This is a genomic window from Neobacillus niacini (assembly GCF_031457145.1).
In the GTDB taxonomy this organism is placed as follows: domain Bacteria; phylum Bacillota; class Bacilli; order Bacillales; family Cytobacillaceae; genus Neobacillus; species Neobacillus niacini_J.
Genome location: NZ_JAVDVZ010000006.1, coordinates 142,326 through 164,863, shown reverse-complemented (window position 1 = coordinate 164,863; position 22,538 = coordinate 142,326). Strand labels below are relative to the sequence as shown.

Below are 22,538 nucleotides of genomic sequence, written 5' to 3'. Positions count from 1 at the left end.
TAATGGCTCCATTTCTTTTTGTTTTATTTTTGCTGAATAAACGTGCTCGGCATCACCACTGCAATAACCTCACCCCGAGCGCAAAGTTCATCATTTGCAGATACTTCTGTTTCAATACGAAACTTTTTCGGGTGTATCTCATGAACGACTCCAATAGCCTTAAGAGGTATACCGTGTGGCGTCGGTTTGACAAACTCAACATTCAAAGATGCGGTTACAAACCGTGGAGGCTCAGCAGCCTCTCCGGCATGATGGCCATTCTTTTTATGTAATGCTAAAGATGCAGACCCAGTTCCATGACAATCAATAAGCGAAGCAACGACACCGCCATAAACAAAACCAGGAACTGCGATATGTTTGGGTTCAGGGGAATAAATAGTCACTGTTTTCTCCCCTATCCAACCTGTCCGAAAATGATGCCCTTCATGATTTAGCCTGCCACAGCCATAACACCACGCAAAATCCTCTGGATAATCATCTTGAATTGCATGAAGTACCTTTTCTTCCATTGTACAATCCCCCTTTTCAGAAAATTATAACATATTCTTATTAACTGTGACGGTTCCTATTTAGGTTCAACATGAACACGATTCTTTACTTATTATGGCTCCGCGTTCCACTCTTTTAAATCAAAAAATCATTGTTCGAAATTTGTAATAGATACAAAAAAATTGGTGATGGGAAACAACGAAGTGATGTTAACCTTGAAATTATGCGTATAGTTAAGTATTCTAAAAACATAATTCAACGACTTAAGGAAGTGTTTAACCTGCGATTAAATAAATTTATTTCCGAGTCTGGAAAAACATCAAGGCGCGGTGCAGATAAATGGATAGAAGAAGGAAGAGTAACGATAAACGGAAAGATAGCAAGAGTGGGCAGTCAAGTTGAGCCTGGGGATGTGGTTCGTATAAACGGTGAAACCATAAAGGTGGCCAAAAATAATGTCTACATTGCCTTAAATAAACCTGTTGGGATTACGAGTACCACTGAAAAACACATCAAAGGAAATATTGTAGACTTAGTCAACCACCCACTGCGAATTTTTAATATTGGCAGGCTCGATAAAGATTCGGACGGATTAATTCTTCTTACCAACGATGGGGACATTGTCAATGAAATACTGCGTGCTGAATATAAACATGAAAAGGAATATATTGTTACCGTAGATAAGCCTATTACTTCTGATTTTTTAAAAGAGATGTCAGAAGGAGTTCGGATCCTAGACACAAGAACACTTCCATGTAAGGTGGAAAAGCTATCTAAATATGTTTTTAACATTACTTTGACACAAGGATTAAATCGCCAAATACGACGAATGTGCTCTGCACTCGGGTTTTCAGTGGTTCGACTCCAGCGTGTTCGAATTATGAATATTAATTTAGGAAACCTCCCTATAGGTCAATGGAGAGACTTAACAAAAAAAGAAAAGAACCAATTATTCAGTGATCTTAACTATGAACCTAGAGAATGGTGAAAAAAGGATGAGTCGAAACGTTATTTACGTTAGAGGCTCATCTTTTTTTAGTAATAGTTGATTTACTATTCAAATAATATAAACTATTACTTAGTAACACGAAAGATTTTTAAGGAGGAGAGTTTTAATGGAGAAGACGGTTAAAAAGAGGTTGACTCGTTCTGAAGTTCAGGAGGAATTAACTTGGAATCTCGTTGATTTATTCCCATCTGAACAAGCTTGGGAAGCAGAACTTGAAGTAATTGAAAGAGATATAACAGAGATTGAGGCTTATAAAGGTACCTTACATAAAGGATCAAAAGATTTAGTATCTTGCTTAATGACCCAAGAACAATTATTGATGAAAATGTTAAAAGCAGCAACCTATGCTAGCTTGAAGCAGTCAGCGGATGGGACAGATCCGGTTAACCAGGCTAATACAGCCAAATTATCAGCCTTGCGAACAAAAATGATTACTGCTTTATCGTTTATTAATTCTGAAATCCTCTCGTTCGATGACGCGGTCATTGAGAAATATCTTCAAGAAGAACCAGAGCTTCAACCTTTCCGAAAAGATTTACTTGAGCTTCTTGACACAAAGAAACATCGGCTTTCAGCAGAAACAGAGGAAGTATTAGCTGCTCTCGGTGAAGTACATGGTGCCCCTTATACTATCTATAACATGGCAAAGTTAGCGGATATGGAATTTGCTCCTATCACAGATGTTGATGGAAATGAACTGCCTGTATCCTTTGCTTTATTTGAAAATCGCTACGAGTTTTCAGCCGACACAGAAACACGAAGGAAATCCTATGACTCTTTTGTTTCAACTCTTAAGCAATACAAAAGCACTATTGCTGCAGCATATGCAACTGAGGTAAAAAAGCAAGTTACTCTTTCGCGTTTAAGAAACTATCAGTCGGTTGAAGAAATGCTCTTAGAACCACATCACGTAACACTTGAAATGTATAACAACCAAATTGATATTATTTTTAATGAGCTAGCACCTCACATGCGACGATTCGCTAAGCTTAAGCAAGATGCTTTAGGTCTTGATGTCATGAAGTTCTGTGATTTGAAAGCTCCTCTAGATCCTGATTTTAATCCGGAAACTACATATGAGGAAGCCAGTCAACTTATCTTAGAATCATTAAAAGTAATGGGTCCAGAGTACAGTGAAATCATTGAAAAAGGTTTCAAAGAACGATGGGTTGATTTAGCGGATAATATCGGAAAATCAACTGGCGCCTTTTGCTCAAGCCCTTATGGTGCGCACCCATACATTTTGGTTACGTGGCAGGATAATATGCGTGGCTGCTTTACCCTAGCACATGAATTCGGGCATGCTGGTCATTTCTACTTAGCAAATAAAAATCAAAGAATTATGAACGTCCGACCTTCTATGTATTTCATAGAAGCACCCTCTACTATGAATGAGCTACTATTAGGCCAGCACCTGTTAGCTAAAAACGAAGACAAACAATTGCGCCGGTGGGTTATCCTTCAGCTGTTGGGAACGTACTATCATAATTTTGTGACCCATTTGCTCGAGGCTGAGTATCAGCGCCGGGTTTATGCTTTAGCTGAAGGTGGAAAAGCACTAACTGCGAAAACTCTATCTGAAGTGACTGGAGCTGTTCTATCAGAGTTCTGGGGAGATACCGTTGAAATCGATGAAGGTGCCTGCCTAACCTGGATGCGTCAGCCTCACTATTACATGGGCTTATATCCATACACCTATTCAGCTGGCTTGACTGCCTCGACTGCCGTTGCTCACTTAATACAGGAAGAAGGCCAGCCAGCAGTTGATCGCTGGCTCGATGTACTTCGAGCTGGTGGAACAAAGAAACCTCTGGAGCTGCTTAAACATGCGGGTGTTGATATGTCTACACCTGAACCAGTCCGTAATGCTGTTGCTTATGTAGGTTCCTTAATTGATGAATTAGAAAAGTCGTATAAATAATAAAAGTGCCGGGCTCCCACTTAATTCTTGGTGGAACTGACCCTATTTTATTCACCTTCATGATAATAGTGTAACTCTAGTAAAGACTGGAATGAATAATAACAGAAGAACTTACCCCTGTTCGACCTGATGTAAGAACAACAGACGACGACAAAAAATAAAATGGAAAGGCACCATTCACCCCTTAATGGTGCCTTTCCAATTCTGTTAGTTCCACTGTCCACCACAGGCGTACAAATGTACTTTAGTGGTGCCTGTCACCAAATTATAATTATTATTGAATCTTTCTACCTATATAATCGTATTAAGATAGTCTCAGTAAAAAGATAATTGATAAAGGGGAAAATGCTATGGGGAATATGTTTTTGTTTGCTCTGATTGTTGGTATTGCTTCTGCTCTTGTTCTTATACCTATTTATCAGAATGATAAGTCAAGTAATCACAAAAGTCATAAAAAGAGTACTTCGGAAAATAGAAGGTTTATACCGGGAGCGATTATTGCAGTTTTAGTTATTTTGATTCCTTCTGTTTTTGCTTACTATTATTTTACGAATTTTGATAGAAACCTCTCTTCACTATGGGTTCATGCCATTATTATTACTATGTTAGGTGCGTTAGTTTCAACTGGTTTGGAAAGGAAAGTGAAAGCACTCCTCTGTGCAGCTAGTATAATACTTGGAATTTATTTTCTAACTGCTTTCCTATTTAATGCAGATGAAAAATATGAAATTGCTAAGATGGATCAAATGGTGGAAATTAAAACCTTTGATGAAAAAGAAACACCAGCAAGCGTTCCACCAGAATTTGCACGAAATAAAATGAAAAAAGCTTTTGGTCAAGTGCCAAATACAAGTTATTATGAATTAGGTAATCTACAAATTCAAAAGGTCAATGGCGACTTTGTCTATATTGCACCTGTTGAGTTCTCTGGATTTTTCAAATGGTGGAAAGGCAAGGAAACACCTGGTTACTTTACTTTAAGTGCAACTGATTCTTCTGCAAATACAAAATTTATTAAATCTGAAATGATCTACACCCCTTCTTCCTATTTTAATAAAGCGATTGAGCGCCATATTCGTATGCAATTCCCAAAACATATTTTCTATGGAGATGTTCAACTAGAAATTGATGATGAAGGAAAACCATATTACATCCGCTCGTACGGTGAATTTGTTTCAGCACGTAATGGATTTGATGTTAAAGGTGTTGTGGTTGTGGATTCAAAGAATGGGGATACCAAATCATATGCCTTATCAGAAGTTCCTGAATATATAGATGGTGCCGTATCACCTGAAATTGTCAGCTTGCAAAACAGCTACTTTGGAAACTATATTCATGGCTTTTGGAATAGCCTCTTTGGAAAATCAGACGTAAAACTTCCTTCCGACGAAGGAACAGAGGCAAATGTAAGCCCAATTTTCGACCAAAACGGGGTTATGTATTATTTCACTGACTTCACCAGCCCTAAAGAAGGCGTTGATTCCATGCTCGGCTACTCACTGACCAACTCGCGTTCGGGTGAAGCAACCTACTATACCGGAAATCCCGAAGAATCGTATATGGACTCACAGGGTGCATTACAAATTATCGAAAAGAAATTTATTGAAAAGAAATGGCATGGTGAAATGCCCGTAATCTATAACTTTTATGGTGAGGCAAGCTGGCTGACACCTGTTTTAGATTCGAATGGCTTTTTGCAAAATTACTTTATTGTTTCAGCTGCGAATCCTGAAATATCCGTTTTTGGGGTTACTCCCAATGAAGCTTTAAAGCAGTACAAAACAGCCTTGCAACGAGGTGGCGGTTCCGTTGATGGCAGTTCGAAAGCAGATGAAAAGAAAATAACAGGTACAGTCCTACGGGTTTATAAAGAAAAATCTGGAGATTTCACAGTTGTTTCTTTCCTGCTTGACAACAAGAAAAGCTACATCATTTCCTCAGAAAAAGAACCAATGATTATTTATCTAAAAGAAGGTGATATAGTAAACATCACCTATCTGGATACGGCGGAAGACTTCCTTCCAGCAAAAGAAATCGTGATTGAAGGCTTAGAATAATTAAATGAAAACACGATGAAGCGGAATACTTCATCGTGTTTTTCACTGCAAAAATTATAAAAGTGACTCTGCACCATCAATGTAAATTTCAGTTCCCGTGATATGATTCGATTGTTTAGAAGATAAAAATAACACAAGATCCGCTACTTGTTCTGGCTTTCCTGATTGATGACCAAGGGGGTGGTTTCCTTCTGGATAATTGATTGGAATTTTTATTTTTTTTAATTCTTCTTTTTCATGCCATGTATTTTCACCGATATGTGTTTCGATACCACCAGGACATATAATATTAACTCGAATCCCATATCTAGCTAATTCAAGTGCCGCCATTTTACCGAATCCTGTCTGACCAATTTTTGAAGTACTATAAGCGGACATCCCAAATCCTGTGAATTTACGATTTCCATTAATAGAGCTCGTAATAATCACACTGCCGCCGCTGTCCTTCATATGAGGAATCGCATATTTAATGGTTAAAAAGGTGCTCCGTAGATTATTAGAAATGGTCAAATCCCAATCTTCTGGTGAAAGATCCTCAATTGGAGCGACAACACCATTAATTCCGGCATTTGCAAAAACAATATCAAGTCTTCCCCATTTCTCAATAACATTGTCATAGCACTTCTTCATTTCATCTGAAGAAGAAACATTGGCTTCAAGTACAAGGGCTTCGCTCCCTTTTTCCTCAACCAATTTTTTAACCTCTTTACAATTTTCTGGATGCAAATCTACTAAAGCAATTTTCGCCCCATTTTCAGCTAGTTTTATAGCTGAAGCGCGGCCAATTCCTGATCCTGCACCTGTGATAAATGCTACATGACCTTGTAATAATAAGTTCAATTTTTCGAACCATCCTTTTTTTCCTTATAGTCCCCTGTTAACAAGTAACCATTCACATAAGAGAAAAACATAAAAAGGAAAAAATAAAACCATCCAATCATAATTATAGGAGGTTTTACTGTGGATTTAGAAAAGTTAGAGCAACAAGGCGATGAATTAAGGGGAATTGGTCATAAGAGAAGAGAATTAGTGGAACAAGTCTATCATGAAATTCAAGAAGGAGAACCACGTACTTCTAAAGCGCTATATCAGGAGTTAAGTTCCGTTTCAAATAAAGCGATTGAAATTATTCAAGAGCAGAAGCAGATTTTTGATGAAGAAGTAAGTAAATTATTATATAACGTAACCTACAATAAAATAAACTATAAGCTAACACGAAAAGACGTGTATATGCCACACGTCTTTTTCAAATTAAAACCTATCTTTTTTGAAGTAAACTTTGAAATGCTGCAGAGGTCCTAACCTCAACTGTAAGGGTACCATTTCCATTATAAATGGCCTTTATCAGGAGCGGGACCCCTGCTGTATTCTTAAATTGAAAATCTTTTCCACCATATGAAACAGTTGCATCCCTTCCTGAAGGTACATACCCCACTGTCAGAGAATGATGGTGCCATTCTACATAATCGATAGTTAATTGATCAACCGCATTAAACAAGGTAGATGATGTTTGACAAATACCGCCGCCAATTCCCATGACCAATTCCTTATTTACAATTTCTTGAGCAGGCTGATAACCATGTGCAGCATCACTTGGTCCCACTGTATGATTAAAGGAGAAAATATCACCTGTTCCAACAATGACATTATCAATAGCCTGCGCAGACAATTCGATGTTTTTGTTTCTCCCAGTTATACTAGGATTAAATTTAGTACTGTAAGTCGCAACCACCACTTCAGATAAATGGGCAGCGTCCTCTGGCTTATAGCCACTTTCGGTGATATAGATTGGCAGAAGAACATCACCACCATTGACAGAAGCCTCGATTACTTTTGTTACAAGCTCTGCTTCTTCAAGAATCACCCTTGGTTTTCCCTTGATAACCTGACCATTTGCATCAATTTTATCTAGTATCATCTTCGTGTCATAACCTGGATCCGTTTCTGTTCCTCTTGCTAGTTCCTTAGCCCAACTCTCAAGTTCCTGTTGATATTTATCATTATCCGTCCCAAACCCCATTTCAACGGGAATGAGGCTTTTAATAATGTTTTTTGTACTTGGATCTACTAGATTGACCACTTTCGGCTTTTTAGCTTCTTCCTCTGCAATTCTCTTTGTCTCTGCATCTGCAGCAGTTTTCTTTGCCGCTTCTTCTGCGGCTTTTTGCTCTTCAAACTTCTTTTCTTGTTCAGTTACCTTATTCTTTTGTTCAGATTCTTTACCTGTGGTTGTTTTCTCAGCACAACCAACTAAACCTAGTAAACTGCCAATTAGAATAATAAACACTACCCATCTCCGCATTCGCATTACTTCTCCTCTTTTCCAAGGCTCTTTTCTTAAACTATGTTGCTTTTATAAATAAATTAATGATTATGCTGTATTTTTGCAGAAAACAGCAGAAATTTTATAAGAAAAGAGCTTGTAAATATAATCAAAGGCGCAAAATAACTATTTCCACGTTAAAATCGGCTTTAAGATTTTAACAACTATCATTATGAAAACAGTATTTCCCAAAATCTCACCACCCCAAACGAAAACACTTCCGAATATTCGGAAAAAGGAATGCATACCCATTCACCTATTTTATTCCGTGTTAAATTCTCCTATTCCTGCAAATATTACTTGATTAATATTTTCCGACAAATAATTCCCTTTATTTGGATACACATATTAGACGGTTTTTATAATCCTTTAGTTTCAAAATTAATTGAAATTTTCCTTGTACTTTATTAAGAACAATATAATATAGATTGATAGATAAGTAAACAGTAAAACAATGTCAAAATCACTCTTTATTCATATTCTTCGCACTCTATATAAAGAACAAAAAAGACTCATTCTAAATGAGCCTTCACTTGTTTATCCTAATCCCTATTTTATTGGTTTCAGTTGGCTTTATAACAAAAGCATGATTCCACATGATCATTTACCATCCCAGTCGCCTGCATAAAAGCATAGCAAATCGTTGACCCGACAAATTTAAACCCTCGTTTTTTCATATCCTTGCTTAATCGATCACTTATTTCCGTTTTAGCTGGGACTTCCGATAAATCTTTAAAGTGATTATGTATGGGTTTTCCATCGACAAACGACCATATATAGCGGCTAAAGGAACCATATTCTTCTACAACTATTAAGAATGCCTTTGCATTCGTTATAACTGAATTTACTTTAAGTTTATTTCTAACAATCCCTTCATTTTGCAAAAGCTCATCTATTTTCTTTTGATCATACAAAACGATCTTTTCTGCATCAAAATTATCAAAAGCCTTGCGGTAATTATCTCTTTTCTTCAAAATTGTGTACCAGCTCAATCCTGCCTGAGCTCCTTCTAAATTCAAATACTCAAATAGCAGTCGATCATCATATACTGGCACTCCCCACTCATGATCATGATAATCAATATATAATGGGTCCTTATTAACCCATCCGCATCTTTCCATCCTAAGCACCTCATTAAATGCATTTTCATTTATTATACCTATAATTAACGAATAAATAGAAAAAAGCCGTCGAAAAACTCGACAGCCTGCCTGATTTGTAAATTCTTTATCGCATTTTCATAACTCGGCAGATATTTTCCGCTGCGAAAGTTAAATTTGCTTCACCGGATTTCAATGCTTCATCTAATGAAGAAACACCTTTAAGTATACCAACAATGGAGGTAAATCCATTTTCATAAAGTGGTTCTACACCATTACCTATTCTTCCTGCAAAAGCAATTACTGGAATAGAATACTTCTTAGCAATTGATGCAACTCCAAAAGGTGTCTTACCGAACAATGTTTGCCCGTCAATGCTCCCTTCACCAGTAAAAACATAATCTGCTCCTGCCATTCTTTCCTCTAGACCAGTATATTCTATTACTAGTTCCACGCCTTTTTTCAGGTTAGCATTTAAAAATGCCATTAATCCAGCACCAAGACCGCCGGCTGCACCAGCACCTTCTTTTTGAGCAATGTCTTTACCGAGATCACTCTTGATAATTTCAGCATAATGAGCTAAGTTTTGATCCAATTGTTCCACTACTTCAGCAGTTGCACCTTTTTGAGGTCCAAAAATGGCAGAAGCACCATTTTCTCCAATTAATGGATTATTTACATCACAAGCCACATCAATTTTAACATGAGCAATTCGTTTATCTAATCCGCTTAAATCAATAGTTGATAAATGTTTTAATGCTCCACCGCCGAAGGATAGTTCTTGACCATTCTGATCTTTAAAGGAAACACCGAGGGCTTGGAGCATTCCTACTCCACCATCATTCGTGGCACTTCCCCCAATCCCGATTAATATACGAGTCACACCCTTGTCTAGTGCATGTTTGATTAATTCACCTGTACCAAACGTAGTAGTTACTAAGGGGTTTCGGTCTTCTTGTTTAATGATTTCTATTCCACTTGCACTTGCCATTTCAATAACAGCTGTTTGACCTTCACCTAAAAGACCGTATTCCGCTATAACTTTTTCTCCTAATGGGCCAATAACCTCTGTCTTAATGATTTCACCATTTGTCATACTAACGAGTGATTCAACCGTTCCTTCTCCTCCGTCAGCCATAGGAACGATCACACATTCTGCCTCTGGATAAACTGTACGAATTCCTTTTTCCATTGCAAGGGCAGCTTTCTTTGCGGACATACTCTCCTTAAATGAATCAGGCGCTAACACAAACTTCATCATAATCTGTCCTTTACATTTAAAGTATAAAAATTTATATATATCTACTAATTATTAGTAAAAGGAAAGGGTGACCTAACAGCCACCCTCTTACTAATTATCGTACTAAGCAAGGACGCTTGTTATCGAATTTCCATCCAGGAATCAAGAACTGCATTCCTACAGAGTCATCACGAGAACCAAGACCCATATTATTGTATAATTCGTGTGCTTTCATAATTTGATCCATGTCAATTTCAACACCAAGACCTGGCTTATCCGGAATGGTTAGGTCACCATCAACAATTTGGAATGGCTCTTTTGTTAAGCGCTCAGTACCTTCCTGCCAAATCCAGTGTGTATCAATTGGAGTAATTTCACCAGGTGCTGCAGCAGCCACGTGTGTAAACATAGCAAGTGAAATATCAAAATGGTTGTTTGAGTGTGAGCCCCAAGTTAAGCCCCATTCATTACAAATTTGTGCAACACGTACAGAACCTGCCATAGTCCAGAAATGTGGGTCTGCTAAAGGAATATCAACAGATTGCAAGGAAACCGTATGACCCATTTGGCGCCAGTCAGTTGAAATCATATTGGTAGCAGTTGGAAGACCTGTTTGTCTTCTGAATTCAGCCATAATTTCACGGCCAGAATAACCATTTTCAGCTCCACATGGATCTTCTGCATAGGCTAAGATTCCATGCATATCTTTACAAAGCTCTACTGCTTCCTTCAATGACCAAGCACCGTTAGGATCAAGGGTAATTCTTGCTTCAGGGAATCTTTCTTTTAAAGCTTTAATGGCTTTAATTTCTTCCTTGCCTTCAAGAACGCCGCCTTTTAGTTTGAAATCATTAAAGCCATATTTCTTATGAGAAGCTTCAGCTAAACGTACAACTGCTTCAGGTGTTAGTGCTTCCTCATGACGAATTCGGTACCACTCTTCCTCTGCTTCAGGGTTGCTATAGTATGGTAGATCTGTCTTATTGCGGTCACCAATATAAAACAAGTATCCCAATGTTTTTACTTTATCACGTTGCTGGCCTTCACCTAATAATGCAGCTACTGGTACATTTAAATGCTTCCCTAATAAATCTAGTAACGCTGCTTCGATTGCTGTAACAGCATGGATAGTAATCCGTAAATCAAATGTTTGTAATCCACGTCCGCCTGAATCACGACCGGCGAATTCTTTTCTGACATTATTTAAGATATTATTATAATTACCAATAGATGAACCTACTACTAATGGAATCGCATCTTCTAATGTTTTGCGAATCCCTTCACCACCAGGTACTTCCCCAACACCTGTATTTCCATTGCTGTCTTTAAGAATTAGAATATTTCTAGTAAAATAAGCTCCGTGTGCACCACTAAGGTTAAGAAGCATGCTGTCTCGACCAGCAACGGGGATAACAGTCATTTCAGAAACAACAGGGGTAACATTAACTAAATTTTGTACAGTTTTCATTGGGATATCTCCTATCCATTATTTTTTTAGTTAATCTTTATTTATAAGGGAGAACGAAGGGTACTCCATCTCTTCGTTCCCTTTTAGTTAGAAGAATATTAGCGTGAAACTTCAGTGTTAGCTAGTTTTTCATAGTATTTTAAAAGACCGCTGTGGTCATCGAATTCATGGCCATCTACTTTTAATCCATACATCATTTCTAATACAGCAGCAGTTAATGGCAGTGGTGCACCAACTTCATGACCAGCTTCCATTGCATTTGTTAAATCTTTTATATGAAGATTAATCCGGAATCCTGGATTAAAGTTGCGATCTAACATCATTGGTGCTTTGGCTTCTAGTACAGTACTTCCAGCTAATCCACCACGAATCGCTTCAAAAACTGCTTCTGGATTTACGCCAGCTTTTTGAGATAAAACAAATGCTTCTGAAACAGCTGCAATGTTTAAAGCGACAATCACTTGGTTCGCTAACTTTGTAACGTTACCTGCACCAATTTCTCCAACTCGAACAACAGAACCTGCCATTGCGTCTAATACTGGTTTAACTTTATTAAACACTTCTTCTTTACCGCCAACCATTACAGAAATAGTCCCGTCGATTGCCTTTGGTTCTCCACCGCTAACAGGAGCGTCAATCATGTCAACGCCTTTTTCAATTAATACTTTGTTTACTTCTTGCGATGCTGCTGGTGCAATCGAGCTCATATCAATATAGACTAATCCTTCGTGTGCACCCTCAATTAATCCATTTTCTCCTAAAGCAACTTGTTTCACATTTGGAGAGTTTGGAAGCATAGTGATTACGATATCAGACTTTTCTGCAATTTCTTTAGGTGTTGCTGCTACTTCTGCCCCTAATTGTTCTAGCTCACTAACTGCATTTTTATTAAAATCACTTACAATCAGTTGATATCCAGCCTTGATCAAGTTTTTGCTCATAGGCTTACCCATAATTCCTAATCCAATAAATCCAATCTTCTTCATAATATTATTCACTCCTACAGAAATTTTTATATATTAAGAGTTATACTGGATGTAAACCCTTATTTACCAAGGTCAAGTTTATCCTTGGGGCAGTGAATTTACTGCCCCAATTCTCAAAAAATACTTTTTATAAAAACATATTAAGAATTAATACTCCAATTAATCCAAGGATAGCTAGTGCAGTTGTATACGTTGTTCTAGTTTTTAATGCTTCTGCAACTGATAAATTAAGATATTCTTTGTACATCCAGAAACCAGGGTCATTTACGTGTGAGAATGCTACACTTCCGCTTGTTACAGCAAGAACCATTAATTCCATACTGATACCAGATGCTTGTGCAATCGGAAGGACAATACCTGCTGCAGTCATAACCGCTACGGTTGCTGAGCCTAATGCGATACGTAAGATTACAGCGATCAACCAAGCAAGGACAATCGGTGAAATATCCAAGCCACTTGTTAATTCTTGAATATAATCGGCTACACCACTATCTACTAAAACTTGCTTGAAAGCGCCGCCGGCACCAATAACTAAGATGATCATACCCATTGGCTTAATCGCGTTTGAACATGACTTCATAACATCTGAAAGTGAGCGCCCAATTTTCGGTCCAAGAATATAGAAGGAAATCAATAAGGAAATCATCAATGCGATTGGTGCTGATCCAAAGAATTCCATATAAAATCTAAATTTGTGTTCTTCTGGTAAAGTGATTTCTGTTACTGCCAGTACTGCCATAAGAGCTACAGGGATAAGCGCAGCAGAAATACTTGCTAAAAAGCTTGGCATTTCTTCTTCTTTAAAGACTTTTGATGTTCCAAGTCCTTCAGGTATAGAAGGATTCAACTTTTTAATAAATGGAAGTCTTGGCCACATTAAGGCGATAAAGAATCCTACAGGGATTGCAATAATAAGACCATATAATAGTGTTAAACCTTGACTAGCTCCAAAAACACCTGCTACTGCGGATGGTCCTGGATGTGGCGGCAAGAAGCTATGTGTTGTTGATAATCCAACTACTGTTGGTAGTGCTACCCAAAGCAGATTCATTTTTGTTTGACGTACAATCGTGAATACTAATGGAATCAATAAAACGAACGCTACTTCAAAGAACATTGTAATTCCAAGAATATAAGCAGCTAGTAACATAGCAATTTGAACGCGTTTAACGCCCATCTTGTCAATCAAGGTGTTAGCAATTCGTTGAGCGGCTCCAGCTTCAGCCATGACCGTTCCCAACATCGCTCCGAAACCTAAGATTAAGATCAAGTCATCGACTTGCCCGCCAATACCACTTACGATTGTATCAAGAAGCGTATTTACATCCATTCCTTGTAGTAGACCTACAAATAAAGCAGCCAATAATAATGCAACAAAACCATTCATTTTAAGCGGAATCATCAAAACAAGAATTAGCGCAACACCTAAGGCAACATATAATAATGGCATAGTTGTTTCTTCCTTCCAAAGGGAAATAGTTAATTAATAAATTTGATATAACTCTAAGTCTTTTAATACGTTTTCTAAAATTAATCTACTTTCCGGGCTCATCTCAGCTGCAGGTGCTAAAGCAACACCAACATCAATACCGACCATTCTTAATCCTTCTTTTAAGACTACAGGGAATGTTGCTTTATCAACAGCTAGTCTTAATGGAGCAAGTTTTAATTGTAATTCAAGTGACTTTTGTTGATCACCTGCTATGAATGTATTGTATATCTCTGAAACTAGCTTCGGAGCAATATTTCCGGTACTTGCAATTGCACCAGATCCACCATGACAAAGTCCTGCATAGATCAAGGTATCTCGTCCAGCAAGAACAGAGAACGTTTCACGGTCTGTCACTCTGAGGTACTCAGCCATTCTTGTCATATCTCCACTGCTGTCTTTAATACCAATAATATTGTCAACTTTACTTAACTCTTCACACGTTTTAACTTCAATCTTCACTTGTGTGCGTGCTTCATTTCCATAAAGGATGACTGGTAATTTTGTTGATTTTGCAATCGCTTTAAAATGATCCGTTAATTCACTTTGTGTGGGTGACATGAAATATGGTGTAAGAACAGAGAGTGCAGAAACTCCGCCAACCTCTTCAACCATTTGTGCAGTTTGAATACAGTCACGAGTGGTGATTTCACTCGCCCCGCAGTAAACTGGAACACGGCCTGCTGTATGGTCAACCGTAACTTCAACCACACGGCGTTTTTGTTCTGCCGTCAAACCGTAAATCTCACCGCTGCTGCCTAAAATAAATAGTCCGTGAACTCCACCTGAAATGGTATAGTCAATTACTTTTCTTAATGCATCCTCCATTAAATTTCCATTTATATCCAACGGTGTTACTAATGCTGGAATGACTCCTTTTGGTTTAAACATGATTGCCTCCTTCTTGATCTCCCCAATTTCCCTAAGAATACTAGAGAGTCATTTTGAATAATTTGTGAACAATTTCACATGTATAGATTTTTTAAAAAGACTACTATTTTGATTAACATCATAACTAAGGTGACAACCTAATAATCTTTTTTTCTAGCACCAACCGCGAAATTTGTTACAAAATGAAGAATTCCGATGAATAGGATCATTGACTTTGATTTTCTTACTTCTTTTCCATCGACCCTTTTCATAACTCTATAGTAAACGCTTTCGAAGAAAATAGCTTTATTCATTTTAATAAATATCTTCTTCCCTTTTTTGTGCAATTGAACAAAATCTATTTCGAGCACAAATTCAAATAACAGGAAAACCACTATAAGTCAAGTGACTATTTTGTTACGCTTGTTTATTGGGTTTTAAGTTTTTTCACAAAATTCGTAACCGTTTACAAGTTATATTGTATAATTAACTTATTAATTAATCATCGTTCAAGTTGATAAGATATTTTGTATTTTTTTAGGCAAATATACAAATTCTTTTAAAATGATTTTTAGTATGGAGGTAGTGTAAATGAGCATAAACAAAGTACTAGCTCAAGAGATTGCTAATAAGGTTATGCAAGTCATTCCCTATAATGTAAATATCATGGATGATATAGGAAGAATTATAGGCAGCGGTGATCCTGGGAGAATCGATAACTATCATCAAGGTGCTCAATTAGCGATTGAACAGGAATCGCTTGTTTCTATCTACCACTCTGAAGGCGGCACCAAACCAGGGGTGAACATACCTATTCATTTTCGGAATAGAATCATCGGAGTAATAGGGATAAGCGGTGACCCTGACATTGTAAGTCCTTTCGCCGAATTAGTTAGAGTTACTGCGGAGTTGTTATTAAATCAAGAGTTTTTATTTAGAGAACGGCGAATTAAAGAGCAAATGAAGGAAGAGTTTTTATATCATTGGATTTTTCGTAATGAAGATTACGATAAGTCGTTTATCAATAATGGTGAGGTACTAGGAATTGATATTTCGATAAAAAGAAAAGCAGTAATCGTCAAAAGTAAAATGAATAAACTAATCCCTCTTCACGACCAAGAATTTATGTTTCGGCTTAATCCAAATCTTATCCTTTACATCGTTCCTATCCCAAGTGAAGTTGTAAAAAGGATTGAAAAAGGACTAGTTAACAGTGAATTCAAAATTGGAATAGGTGAACCTTATACAAACGTGGCAAAATCAGTCCATGAGGCAAAAAGAGCCATTGAGATTGTAGAAAAACTTGATATGAATCAAATACACTGCTACTATAAAGATTTAAAATTCATAGATTATTTAACAAACAAAGACCCTTCACTAAACGATATGAACAAATTTTACGAAGAGCTTGAAGAAAATTCAAAAGGACGAGAATTAATAGAAACACTAATTAGCTATATTACAAATAGCGGCGATATGAATGCCATTTCAAAGGAGCTTCATATTCATCGAAATAGTCTGGCTTATAGATTACAAAAAATTGAAATCCTAACCAATAAAAATCCCAAGAAATTTACAGATTTATTTGAGCTTTTTACTGGGTACGTTTTATATAAAATGAAAACTTCGTAAAAAAAGCCTTCACGCAAAAGGAGGCCACTGAAAAAGGCGTTTCTTTGAACAATGAACACGAATTTTCATCAATATATAATAAATAAAAGAAGGCAATTATCTAAATATAGTAGGTAATTGCCTTCTAGTTTTTCAAAAATGTACTTTTTAAGTGGTCTCCGCAAAAGAGAAGGCTTTTCTTATGTTATTTAGTAATTATCCAATTAGCGAAATAATTCCAATTCCAATAATAGCAATTACAGCATAATGCAATCCATTAAAACGTAAGCCAGTCTGAACTCCTGAAATACCTGCAAAACGGCTAACCATTAGGTTTAAACCCGAAAATGGACTAAGACCTGTGGATATTGACCAAGTCAATAAGAGCAATAATGCTAGACTAATATTACTAATTCCTAACTCTGCAGCGTTTAGCTGCATGGCCAAAGCCCCTACCGCTGCAATTTGGTGTATTCCGATATAAGTAATACATAACACAATTACCATTACTGCAATTGCAAATAAAAGGAATGATTGGTGTGCTAGTGTAGTTAGAAAATCACTAATTCCATTCGCAGCTGCCGTCCCTTTCATAGCAAAGGCTAACATCCCCGCACTCATAAATAACATAATTTCATTGTTCAACATCAATACCGTGCGATCACGAAAGTCTACTAATCTCGGAATAAGCTCATCCCAACGTTTTGATTGAATTCCAAATAAAAGCGGAATGATAATTGAAACAAGACAAACGATGACAATCATCGACCAATTGGTTAAATACTCAATCACTAAACAAGAACCAATTAGCGAAATCACAAAAAACATTAATTTCACGAGATGTTGTTGATGGATTTTTTCGATAAGAATTTTTTCATCGGATGATTTTTCTGTGAGTGGATGTCGTTTTAACCAGATCACAAACAAAAGGTTTCCTATGATAAGAGACAATAGTGAAAAACCAATTCCATAGATAATATAATCCTTATACGGAATATTTAAATAATGCAGCACTAAAGAAACCGAAGCAAAGTATGGTGACCATATTACTGCCGTGGTAAACCCAACCAAATAGCCTTTTGCTGACAATGCAGATGGTAGCTTTAATTCATCTAAAAACTCATTGATAATTCTGACTGACCCCAAGTTTAATATCGGGGTGAGAAAAAATAACGTACCAGTAATTCCTGCATATAATTTCTTTGGCTGAAGTAATAAATTTTTCAATAAAACAGAAATCGATTGAAAAAAACCACCAAGCCTAAGGGGAATTGAAAGTAAGGGAGCCAATGTGATTAGACTAATCAATGGGAGTATTAAGAAAATCCCATCACTGATACCTGCAATACCTGTGCCTTTGTTCCACTCAATTACTAACCCTAAGGTCATCATAATAATCCCAAGCAGGCGTGGAAATTTATCAGCTTTGAAGGCACTGCCCAAAAATGCCAGTATTGATAAGGCGACAACAGAATATTCAAGCCACTGCATCTTCAAAAAGTATTGAAGTAAAAATAACACACACATCCCAATGATGAGATAGCTTCGCATGATAGTCTCTCCCTGTTATAAATAATATTTTTCCCTATTAATAGTAGACCGATAAATTGCATATTACCATCATTTTTAATAAACATTCTTCAATTATTAACAATTTCCAAAGTCAAAAAATAGTAATCCAACCAAAAATAAGGAGAAATCGTCATCAATACGATTTCTCCTTATTTATTTAATATTACTTTACTAGTTGATGTACTTCCTGCTTTTCAGGAGAGCCTTTTTCAATATTATCCTCTGCTGGTTTGGCTCGTTTAATAAAGAATGAAAGAACTAATGCAGCGGCGATAATGATTGCTGATATCAAGAAGCTAAAGTTAATTCCTTCTAACAATGCTTCCATACCAATTTGCTGTTTCATCTCCTCTAAGGCTGCAGCAGTTGGCTGCTCAGTCATATTTTGCATAGCAGATTGTGTTAGTTCTATTCTATAGGATTCGGAACGATTTGACATAAGGGTAATCAATAAACCCGTACCGATGGCAGCTGAAACCTGCTGCATAGTATTATTCATCGCAGTACCATGTGGATAAAATCGTTGCGGTAATTGATTCAATCCGTTAGTCGACACAGGCATAAACACCATTGACATTCCAAACATACGAATCGCGTGTAAAATAACCATAGAAATATAGGTAGTTTCAAAAGATAACCTGCTGAAGAGATAAGTAGTAACCGTTGTGATTAACAAGCCTGTAATGGCTAAGATCCTACCGCCAAATTTGTCAAACAATCTTCCGTTTACTGGAGACATCAAAGCATTTACAAGAGCTCCCGGTAACAGCATTAATCCGGTATCCAGCGGAGATATCCCACGGATGGTTTGAACATAAATTGGAAGAAGCAGAAAACCTGAAAACATAGCAATATTTACAATCGCAGAAATAGCTGATGATAAAGCAAACATATTATATTTAAAAATCCTAAAATTCAGCATTGGCCGTTCTTGCTTTAATTGGCGTAAAATAAACCATACTAATGAAATAACCCCGATAATAATTGTCAAATAAACTTGCGGACTGTTCCATCCTTTACTACCAGCTGAACTAAATCCATAGAGCAGTCCTCCAAAACCAATGCTTGAGAGTAAAAGCGAAAAGAAATCAAGCGTGAGATCAATCTTCTCCTTTTTATCTTTAAGCTTTATAAAGCCTATCAATAGAATCACTGCTGCAATAGGAGTTACGAAATGGAACAGCATTCTCCAATCATAATGTTCAATAATCCAGCCAGATAAAGTTGGGCCAATTGCCGGTGCAAACATGAGGATTAATCCAAAAACCCCCATCGCCGTTCCCCTTTTTTCAATAGGAAAGCTGACTAACATCACATTCATTAGAAGCGGCATCATGATTGCTGAACCGGATGCCTGTACCATTCGCGCCGTCAATAATAAAGGAAACGCATGGGCAATACCAGCAATTATCGTACCTATAGTAAATAAACCCATTGCCACTAAAAACAACCTGCGTACAGTATATTTTTGAATCAAGAAGGCAGTGGTAGGAATCATGATTCCATTGACCAGCATAAAACCAGTAGTCAACCACTGAACGGTTGATGTATCCACATTTAAGTCCTTCATAATGGATGGTAATGCAACATTTAACAAAGTATTATTTAAGAAAGAAATAAAAGCTCCAATCATTAAAACCGCAATAATTCCGTATGGTGGACGATCAGTCTTTTTAATAGATTGTTCCATTCGTGTGTTCCCCCTGTATTATCTTGGTCATATGTAATGGTAAATTCATACATAAACTTTATCATAAACGACGGTTTCATTAAATTCAATGAACTTTGTCGTAATATGGATGAGTCAAAAGGTCCGTCAATCCATACTAATTATTGACAAGGTGGAAACTTATCAATTTTGAAGTGAATAGTTCTACAGACCTAGATGAGAAAGAAATAAAAGAAACCTCTCAGCGGAGAGGGTTGATTCCTAACTTATCTTCGTTTCTTATTAGCATTCTTTGTTAATCTACCTAATAAAAATGACCCAACAGCAACACCGATTACAGTGTTTGTTTTTTTATTAAATAGTTGTTTGGCAACAAGATTGATGTTCTGTGGTCTTTCTGCAAGACGTCTCATAAAATACCCATACCAGTCATTTCCGAAAGGGACATAGGTACAGAAGTTATAGCCCTCTTTTGCCAGTTGCAGCTGCATGTCTTTTCTAAACCCATATAGCATTTGAAACTCATATTGATCATTCGGTATGTTATTCCGTTTTACAAATTCCTTCACATGATTAATAATCATATGGTCATGGGTGGCAATCGAGGTAAATTTACCGTTTAATAAATGCCATTCAATTAGCTTAATGAAATTTGCATCGATGTCTCTTTTATTTTGGTAAGCGTATTCAATTGGCTCCTTATAAGCCCCTTTTACAATTCGCAAACGATAGTTTTTATATTTTTTAAGGTATTCATCCGCACGAAGCAGATAGGCTTGAATAACAGTCCCCACGTTGTCATATTCCTTAGACAAATCATCCAAAACATCAAAAGTAGGTTGAAGGTGTCCTGTGTCTTCCATATCAATATTAACAAAAATACCGTAGTGTTTTGCCCGATTAACGATTTCTCTTAAATTGCTTAAGCAAACACTATATTCTATATCTAAACCTAACTGTGTTGGCTTTAAAGAGATGTGAGCATCGACTTTATGCTCATGAATCGCTTCAATTACCTTAAGAATTTGTTCCTTCGCTTGGGTTGCTTCTTCTTCTTTAAAAACAAATTCACCTAAGTTATCAACGGTACTAGAGATTCCATGTGCATTTAGCTCTTTTATACTTTTGATGACTTCTTCGATATTTGTTCCGGCAACAACACTTTGTGCACCCATTTTTAAGCCATACTTTTTAGCAGCACTATTTAGAAACTGATTTTGGGATAAACTGATAAAAATATCTTTCAACATAGCGATTACTCCTTGCTGTTGTTATTTCAGTATTATTTTAGCATTAAAGTTTCAAAATCTCCTCAAAATTTTTAAAAAAGGCCGAACCTGGATTGTATATGAACTTAACTATTTTCTGTTATACCAAAAGGCTACTAAGAGTATTCTCAGCAGCCATTTGGTGTAACTATTATCTTCTATTTCGATTACGCAGGAATGTTGGGATATCCAGCGTATCTTCTGATTGTTGTCTTGGTCTGTCGTTATGATGACTAGTATCTTCTTTAACACTCTGCTCCCGTCTAGCTACTCCCTGTGATTGTGGTCTTGTCGTTACATCCCTTGAAGGAGCAGCTGAAGGCTTTCTATGAGATAGTTCGGTTTCAGAAAAACCTGTTGCAATGACAGTAATCATGATTTCATCTTTATAATTTTCATTAATAATAGAACCGAAAATCATATTTAATTCCTTGTCTGCAGCAGAAGAAACAATATCAGCTGCCTCTTGAACTTCATATAGGCTCAAATTACTGCCGCCTGTGATGTTCATTAGTACACCTTGGGCGCCATCAATCGAAGTTTCTAACAGCGGGCTGGAAATTGCCTTCTTTGCCGCTTCTACAGCACGGTCTTTCCCTTTAGCAAGACCAATACCCATTAAAGCAGTCCCCTGATTTGACATGATAGTTTTCACATCAGCAAAGTCGAGGTTGATTAAGCCAGGTACAGCAATTAAATCGGAAATCCCTTGTACACCCTGCCTGAGCACATTATCAGCCTCGCGGAAAGCCTGAATCATCGGTGTCTTTTTATCGACGATTTGCAGCAACCGATCATTTGGAACAATAATTAATGTGTCTACCGCTTGCCGCATTAAATCAATACCAGCAGCTGCATTTGTTGCACGTTTACGACCTTCAAAACCAAACGGTCGTGTCACGACACCAATCGTTAATGCGCCCAACTCTCGGGAGATTTGTGCAATAGCAGGTGCTGCCCCAGTACCTGTACCACCGCCCATACCGGCGGTAACAAACACCATATCTGCGCCTTTTAGGACTTCTTGAATCTGCTTTCTACTTTCCTCAACGGCATTCCTGCCAACCTCAGGATTGGCACCTGCACCTAACCCTCTTGTTAAGGTTGCACCAATTTGCATTTTAATCTCAGCTTTTGATAATTTTAAGGCTTGTGCATCAGTATTAACCGCGATAAATTCAACACCTTGAACACCATCTTCTATCATCCGGTTTACTGCGTTATTTCCACCACCGCCAACACCTATTACCTTTATTCTTGCTACTTGATCTATGTCCATTTCAAAATCCCACATTATCTATTTTCCTCCTGCTCCCGCAAAATTCATTGCCTCATTATTCAAAAAATTCCAATGAGCATTATAATATCATAAACTTATAGTAAATTTATTACAATATAGTAAATTATAATCTACCAAAAGCATATGATTGTGAATTTTGTCGAAACTTTTGTCCTTAAATTCTATT

Annotated in this window: 19 protein-coding genes; 5 read left to right on the top strand and 14 right to left on the bottom strand. The window is 37.1% G+C overall.

Annotation, left to right across the window (positions count from 1 at the left end; translation table 11 throughout):
* Window positions 1–23 precede the first annotated feature (23 nt).
* Window positions 24–509, bottom strand: coding sequence for a PaaI family thioesterase (locus J2Y03_RS16265; RefSeq protein WP_310195769.1), 486 nt, complete (start codon window positions 507–509; stop codon window positions 24–26).
* A 203-nt stretch (window positions 510–712) separates the two neighbouring features.
* Here J2Y03_RS16265 and rluF point away from each other — a divergent pair, with 203 nt between their 5' ends.
* The 3 genes from rluF (at window position 713) to J2Y03_RS16250 (ending at window position 5,476) form a co-directional block, all read left to right on the top strand.
* On the top strand, window positions 713–1,477 hold the full coding sequence (rluF, locus tag J2Y03_RS16260; RefSeq protein WP_310195767.1) for a 23S rRNA pseudouridine(2604) synthase RluF: 765 nt from the start codon (window positions 713–715) through the stop codon (window positions 1,475–1,477).
* Between the two features lie 127 nt (window positions 1,478–1,604).
* Window positions 1,605–3,419: an oligoendopeptidase F gene (pepF, locus tag J2Y03_RS16255; protein ID WP_310195765.1), complete on the top strand. Its 1,815-nt coding sequence runs from the start codon at window positions 1,605–1,607 to the stop codon at window positions 3,417–3,419.
* A gap of 350 nt (window positions 3,420–3,769) precedes the next feature.
* Window positions 3,770–5,476: an MFS transporter gene (locus J2Y03_RS16250; RefSeq protein WP_310195763.1), complete on the top strand. Its 1,707-nt coding sequence runs from the start codon at window positions 3,770–3,772 to the stop codon at window positions 5,474–5,476.
* 54 nt (window positions 5,477–5,530) lie between these two features.
* Here J2Y03_RS16250 and J2Y03_RS16245 read toward each other — a convergent pair whose 3' ends face one another.
* Window positions 5,531–6,316 carry an SDR family oxidoreductase gene (locus J2Y03_RS16245; RefSeq protein ID WP_310195761.1) on the bottom strand — a complete coding sequence of 262 codons (786 nt, stop codon included), beginning with the start codon at window positions 6,314–6,316 and terminating at the stop codon, window positions 5,531–5,533.
* A gap of 120 nt (window positions 6,317–6,436) precedes the next feature.
* On the opposite strand from J2Y03_RS16245, the gene J2Y03_RS16240 reads away from it, so the two are divergent.
* Window positions 6,437–6,778 carry a hypothetical protein gene (locus J2Y03_RS16240; RefSeq protein ID WP_310195759.1) on the top strand — a complete coding sequence of 114 codons (342 nt, stop codon included), beginning with the start codon at window positions 6,437–6,439 and terminating at the stop codon, window positions 6,776–6,778.
* Here J2Y03_RS16240 and J2Y03_RS16235 read toward each other — a convergent pair.
* The 8 genes from J2Y03_RS16235 to J2Y03_RS16200 all read right to left on the bottom strand — a co-directional run bounded on the left by J2Y03_RS16235 (window position 6,735) and on the right by J2Y03_RS16200 (window position 15,266).
* Window positions 6,735–7,784: a VanW family protein gene (locus J2Y03_RS16235; protein ID WP_396954214.1), complete on the bottom strand. Its 1,050-nt coding sequence runs from the start codon at window positions 7,782–7,784 to the stop codon at window positions 6,735–6,737. The genes J2Y03_RS16240 and J2Y03_RS16235 overlap by 44 nt on opposite strands.
* A gap of 578 nt (window positions 7,785–8,362) precedes the next feature.
* On the bottom strand, window positions 8,363–8,920 hold the full coding sequence (locus tag J2Y03_RS16230) for a DNA-3-methyladenine glycosylase I (RefSeq protein WP_132086732.1): 558 nt from the start codon (window positions 8,918–8,920) through the stop codon (window positions 8,363–8,365).
* A gap of 106 nt (window positions 8,921–9,026) precedes the next feature.
* Entirely contained in the window at window positions 9,027–10,157 is a 1,131-nt protein-coding gene (locus J2Y03_RS16225) for a glycerate kinase (protein ID WP_310195754.1), read from the bottom strand.
* A 97-nt stretch (window positions 10,158–10,254) separates the two neighbouring features.
* Entirely contained in the window at window positions 10,255–11,607 is a 1,353-nt protein-coding gene (gene gudD / locus J2Y03_RS16220) for a glucarate dehydratase (protein ID WP_310195752.1), read from the bottom strand.
* Window positions 11,608–11,705: 98 nt separating this feature from the next.
* The gene (gene garR, locus J2Y03_RS16215) at window positions 11,706–12,593 is read right to left on the bottom strand and encodes a 2-hydroxy-3-oxopropionate reductase (RefSeq protein WP_310195750.1); all 888 of its coding nucleotides are present in this window, start codon (window positions 12,591–12,593) and stop codon (window positions 11,706–11,708) included.
* Between the two features lie 127 nt (window positions 12,594–12,720).
* On the bottom strand, window positions 12,721–14,043 hold the full coding sequence (locus J2Y03_RS16210) for a gluconate:H+ symporter (RefSeq protein WP_310195748.1): 1,323 nt from the start codon (window positions 14,041–14,043) through the stop codon (window positions 12,721–12,723).
* Window positions 14,044–14,076: 33 nt separating this feature from the next.
* Window positions 14,077–14,973, bottom strand: coding sequence for a 4-hydroxy-tetrahydrodipicolinate synthase (gene dapA / locus J2Y03_RS16205; RefSeq protein ID WP_310195746.1), 897 nt, complete (start codon window positions 14,971–14,973; stop codon window positions 14,077–14,079).
* 137 nt (window positions 14,974–15,110) lie between these two features.
* Complete coding sequence (locus J2Y03_RS16200; RefSeq protein ID WP_310195744.1) at window positions 15,111–15,266, bottom strand: hypothetical protein; 156 nt, start codon at window positions 15,264–15,266, stop codon at window positions 15,111–15,113.
* Window positions 15,267–15,543: 277 nt separating this feature from the next.
* Between J2Y03_RS16200 and J2Y03_RS16195 the strand changes: the two genes are divergently transcribed.
* On the top strand, window positions 15,544–16,584 hold the full coding sequence (locus tag J2Y03_RS16195) for a CdaR family transcriptional regulator (protein ID WP_310195743.1): 1,041 nt from the start codon (window positions 15,544–15,546) through the stop codon (window positions 16,582–16,584).
* A 195-nt stretch (window positions 16,585–16,779) separates the two neighbouring features.
* Here J2Y03_RS16195 and J2Y03_RS16190 read toward each other — a convergent pair whose 3' ends face one another.
* From J2Y03_RS16190 to ftsZ, 4 genes are all read right to left on the bottom strand, one after another.
* Window positions 16,780–18,114 (bottom strand): TRAP transporter large permease subunit, encoded by a 1,335-nt coding sequence (locus tag J2Y03_RS16190; RefSeq protein WP_310195741.1) that lies wholly within the window; start codon window positions 18,112–18,114, stop codon window positions 16,780–16,782.
* A gap of 184 nt (window positions 18,115–18,298) precedes the next feature.
* Window positions 18,299–19,825 (bottom strand): DHA2 family efflux MFS transporter permease subunit, encoded by a 1,527-nt coding sequence (locus tag J2Y03_RS16185; RefSeq protein ID WP_310195738.1) that lies wholly within the window; start codon window positions 19,823–19,825, stop codon window positions 18,299–18,301.
* Between the two features lie 245 nt (window positions 19,826–20,070).
* Window positions 20,071–21,054, bottom strand: coding sequence for a proline dehydrogenase family protein (locus tag J2Y03_RS16180; protein ID WP_310195736.1), 984 nt, complete (start codon window positions 21,052–21,054; stop codon window positions 20,071–20,073).
* A gap of 169 nt (window positions 21,055–21,223) precedes the next feature.
* The gene (gene ftsZ / locus J2Y03_RS16175; protein WP_132086752.1) at window positions 21,224–22,366 is read right to left on the bottom strand and encodes a cell division protein FtsZ; all 1,143 of its coding nucleotides are present in this window, start codon (window positions 22,364–22,366) and stop codon (window positions 21,224–21,226) included.
* Between the last annotated feature and the right edge of the window lie 172 nt (window positions 22,367–22,538).

Bases quoted from the DNA above. Each gene is read 5' to 3' on its own strand.
- J2Y03_RS16265 (WP_310195769.1), bottom strand. From the start codon at position 509: ATGGAAGAAAAGGTACTTCATGCAATTCAAGATGATTATCCAGAGGAT.
- rluF (WP_310195767.1), top strand. From the start codon at position 713: ATGCGTATAGTTAAGTATTCTAAAAACATAATTCAACGACTTAAGGAA.
- pepF (WP_310195765.1), top strand. From the start codon at position 1,605: ATGGAGAAGACGGTTAAAAAGAGGTTGACTCGTTCTGAAGTTCAGGAG.
- J2Y03_RS16250 (WP_310195763.1), top strand. From the start codon at position 3,770: ATGGGGAATATGTTTTTGTTTGCTCTGATTGTTGGTATTGCTTCTGCT.
- J2Y03_RS16235 (WP_396954214.1), bottom strand. From the start codon at position 7,784: ATGCGAATGCGGAGATGGGTAGTGTTTATTATTCTAATTGGCAGTTTA.
- J2Y03_RS16230 (WP_132086732.1), bottom strand. From the start codon at position 8,920: ATGGAAAGATGCGGATGGGTTAATAAGGACCCATTATATATTGATTAT.
- J2Y03_RS16225 (WP_310195754.1), bottom strand. From the start codon at position 10,157: ATGAAGTTTGTGTTAGCGCCTGATTCATTTAAGGAGAGTATGTCCGCA.
- gudD (WP_310195752.1), bottom strand. From the start codon at position 11,607: ATGAAAACTGTACAAAATTTAGTTAATGTTACCCCTGTTGTTTCTGAA.
- garR (WP_310195750.1), bottom strand. From the start codon at position 12,593: ATGAAGAAGATTGGATTTATTGGATTAGGAATTATGGGTAAGCCTATG.
- J2Y03_RS16210 (WP_310195748.1), bottom strand. From the start codon at position 14,043: ATGCCATTATTATATGTTGCCTTAGGTGTTGCGCTAATTCTTGTTTTG.
- dapA (WP_310195746.1), bottom strand. From the start codon at position 14,973: ATGTTTAAACCAAAAGGAGTCATTCCAGCATTAGTAACACCGTTGGAT.
- J2Y03_RS16200 (WP_310195744.1), bottom strand. From the start codon at position 15,266: ATGAATAAAGCTATTTTCTTCGAAAGCGTTTACTATAGAGTTATGAAA.
- J2Y03_RS16195 (WP_310195743.1), top strand. From the start codon at position 15,544: ATGAGCATAAACAAAGTACTAGCTCAAGAGATTGCTAATAAGGTTATG.
- J2Y03_RS16190 (WP_310195741.1), bottom strand. From the start codon at position 18,114: ATGCGAAGCTATCTCATCATTGGGATGTGTGTGTTATTTTTACTTCAA.
- J2Y03_RS16185 (WP_310195738.1), bottom strand. From the start codon at position 19,825: ATGGAACAATCTATTAAAAAGACTGATCGTCCACCATACGGAATTATT.
- J2Y03_RS16180 (WP_310195736.1), bottom strand. From the start codon at position 21,054: ATGTTGAAAGATATTTTTATCAGTTTATCCCAAAATCAGTTTCTAAAT.
- ftsZ (WP_132086752.1), bottom strand. From the start codon at position 22,366: ATGTGGGATTTTGAAATGGACATAGATCAAGTAGCAAGAATAAAGGTA.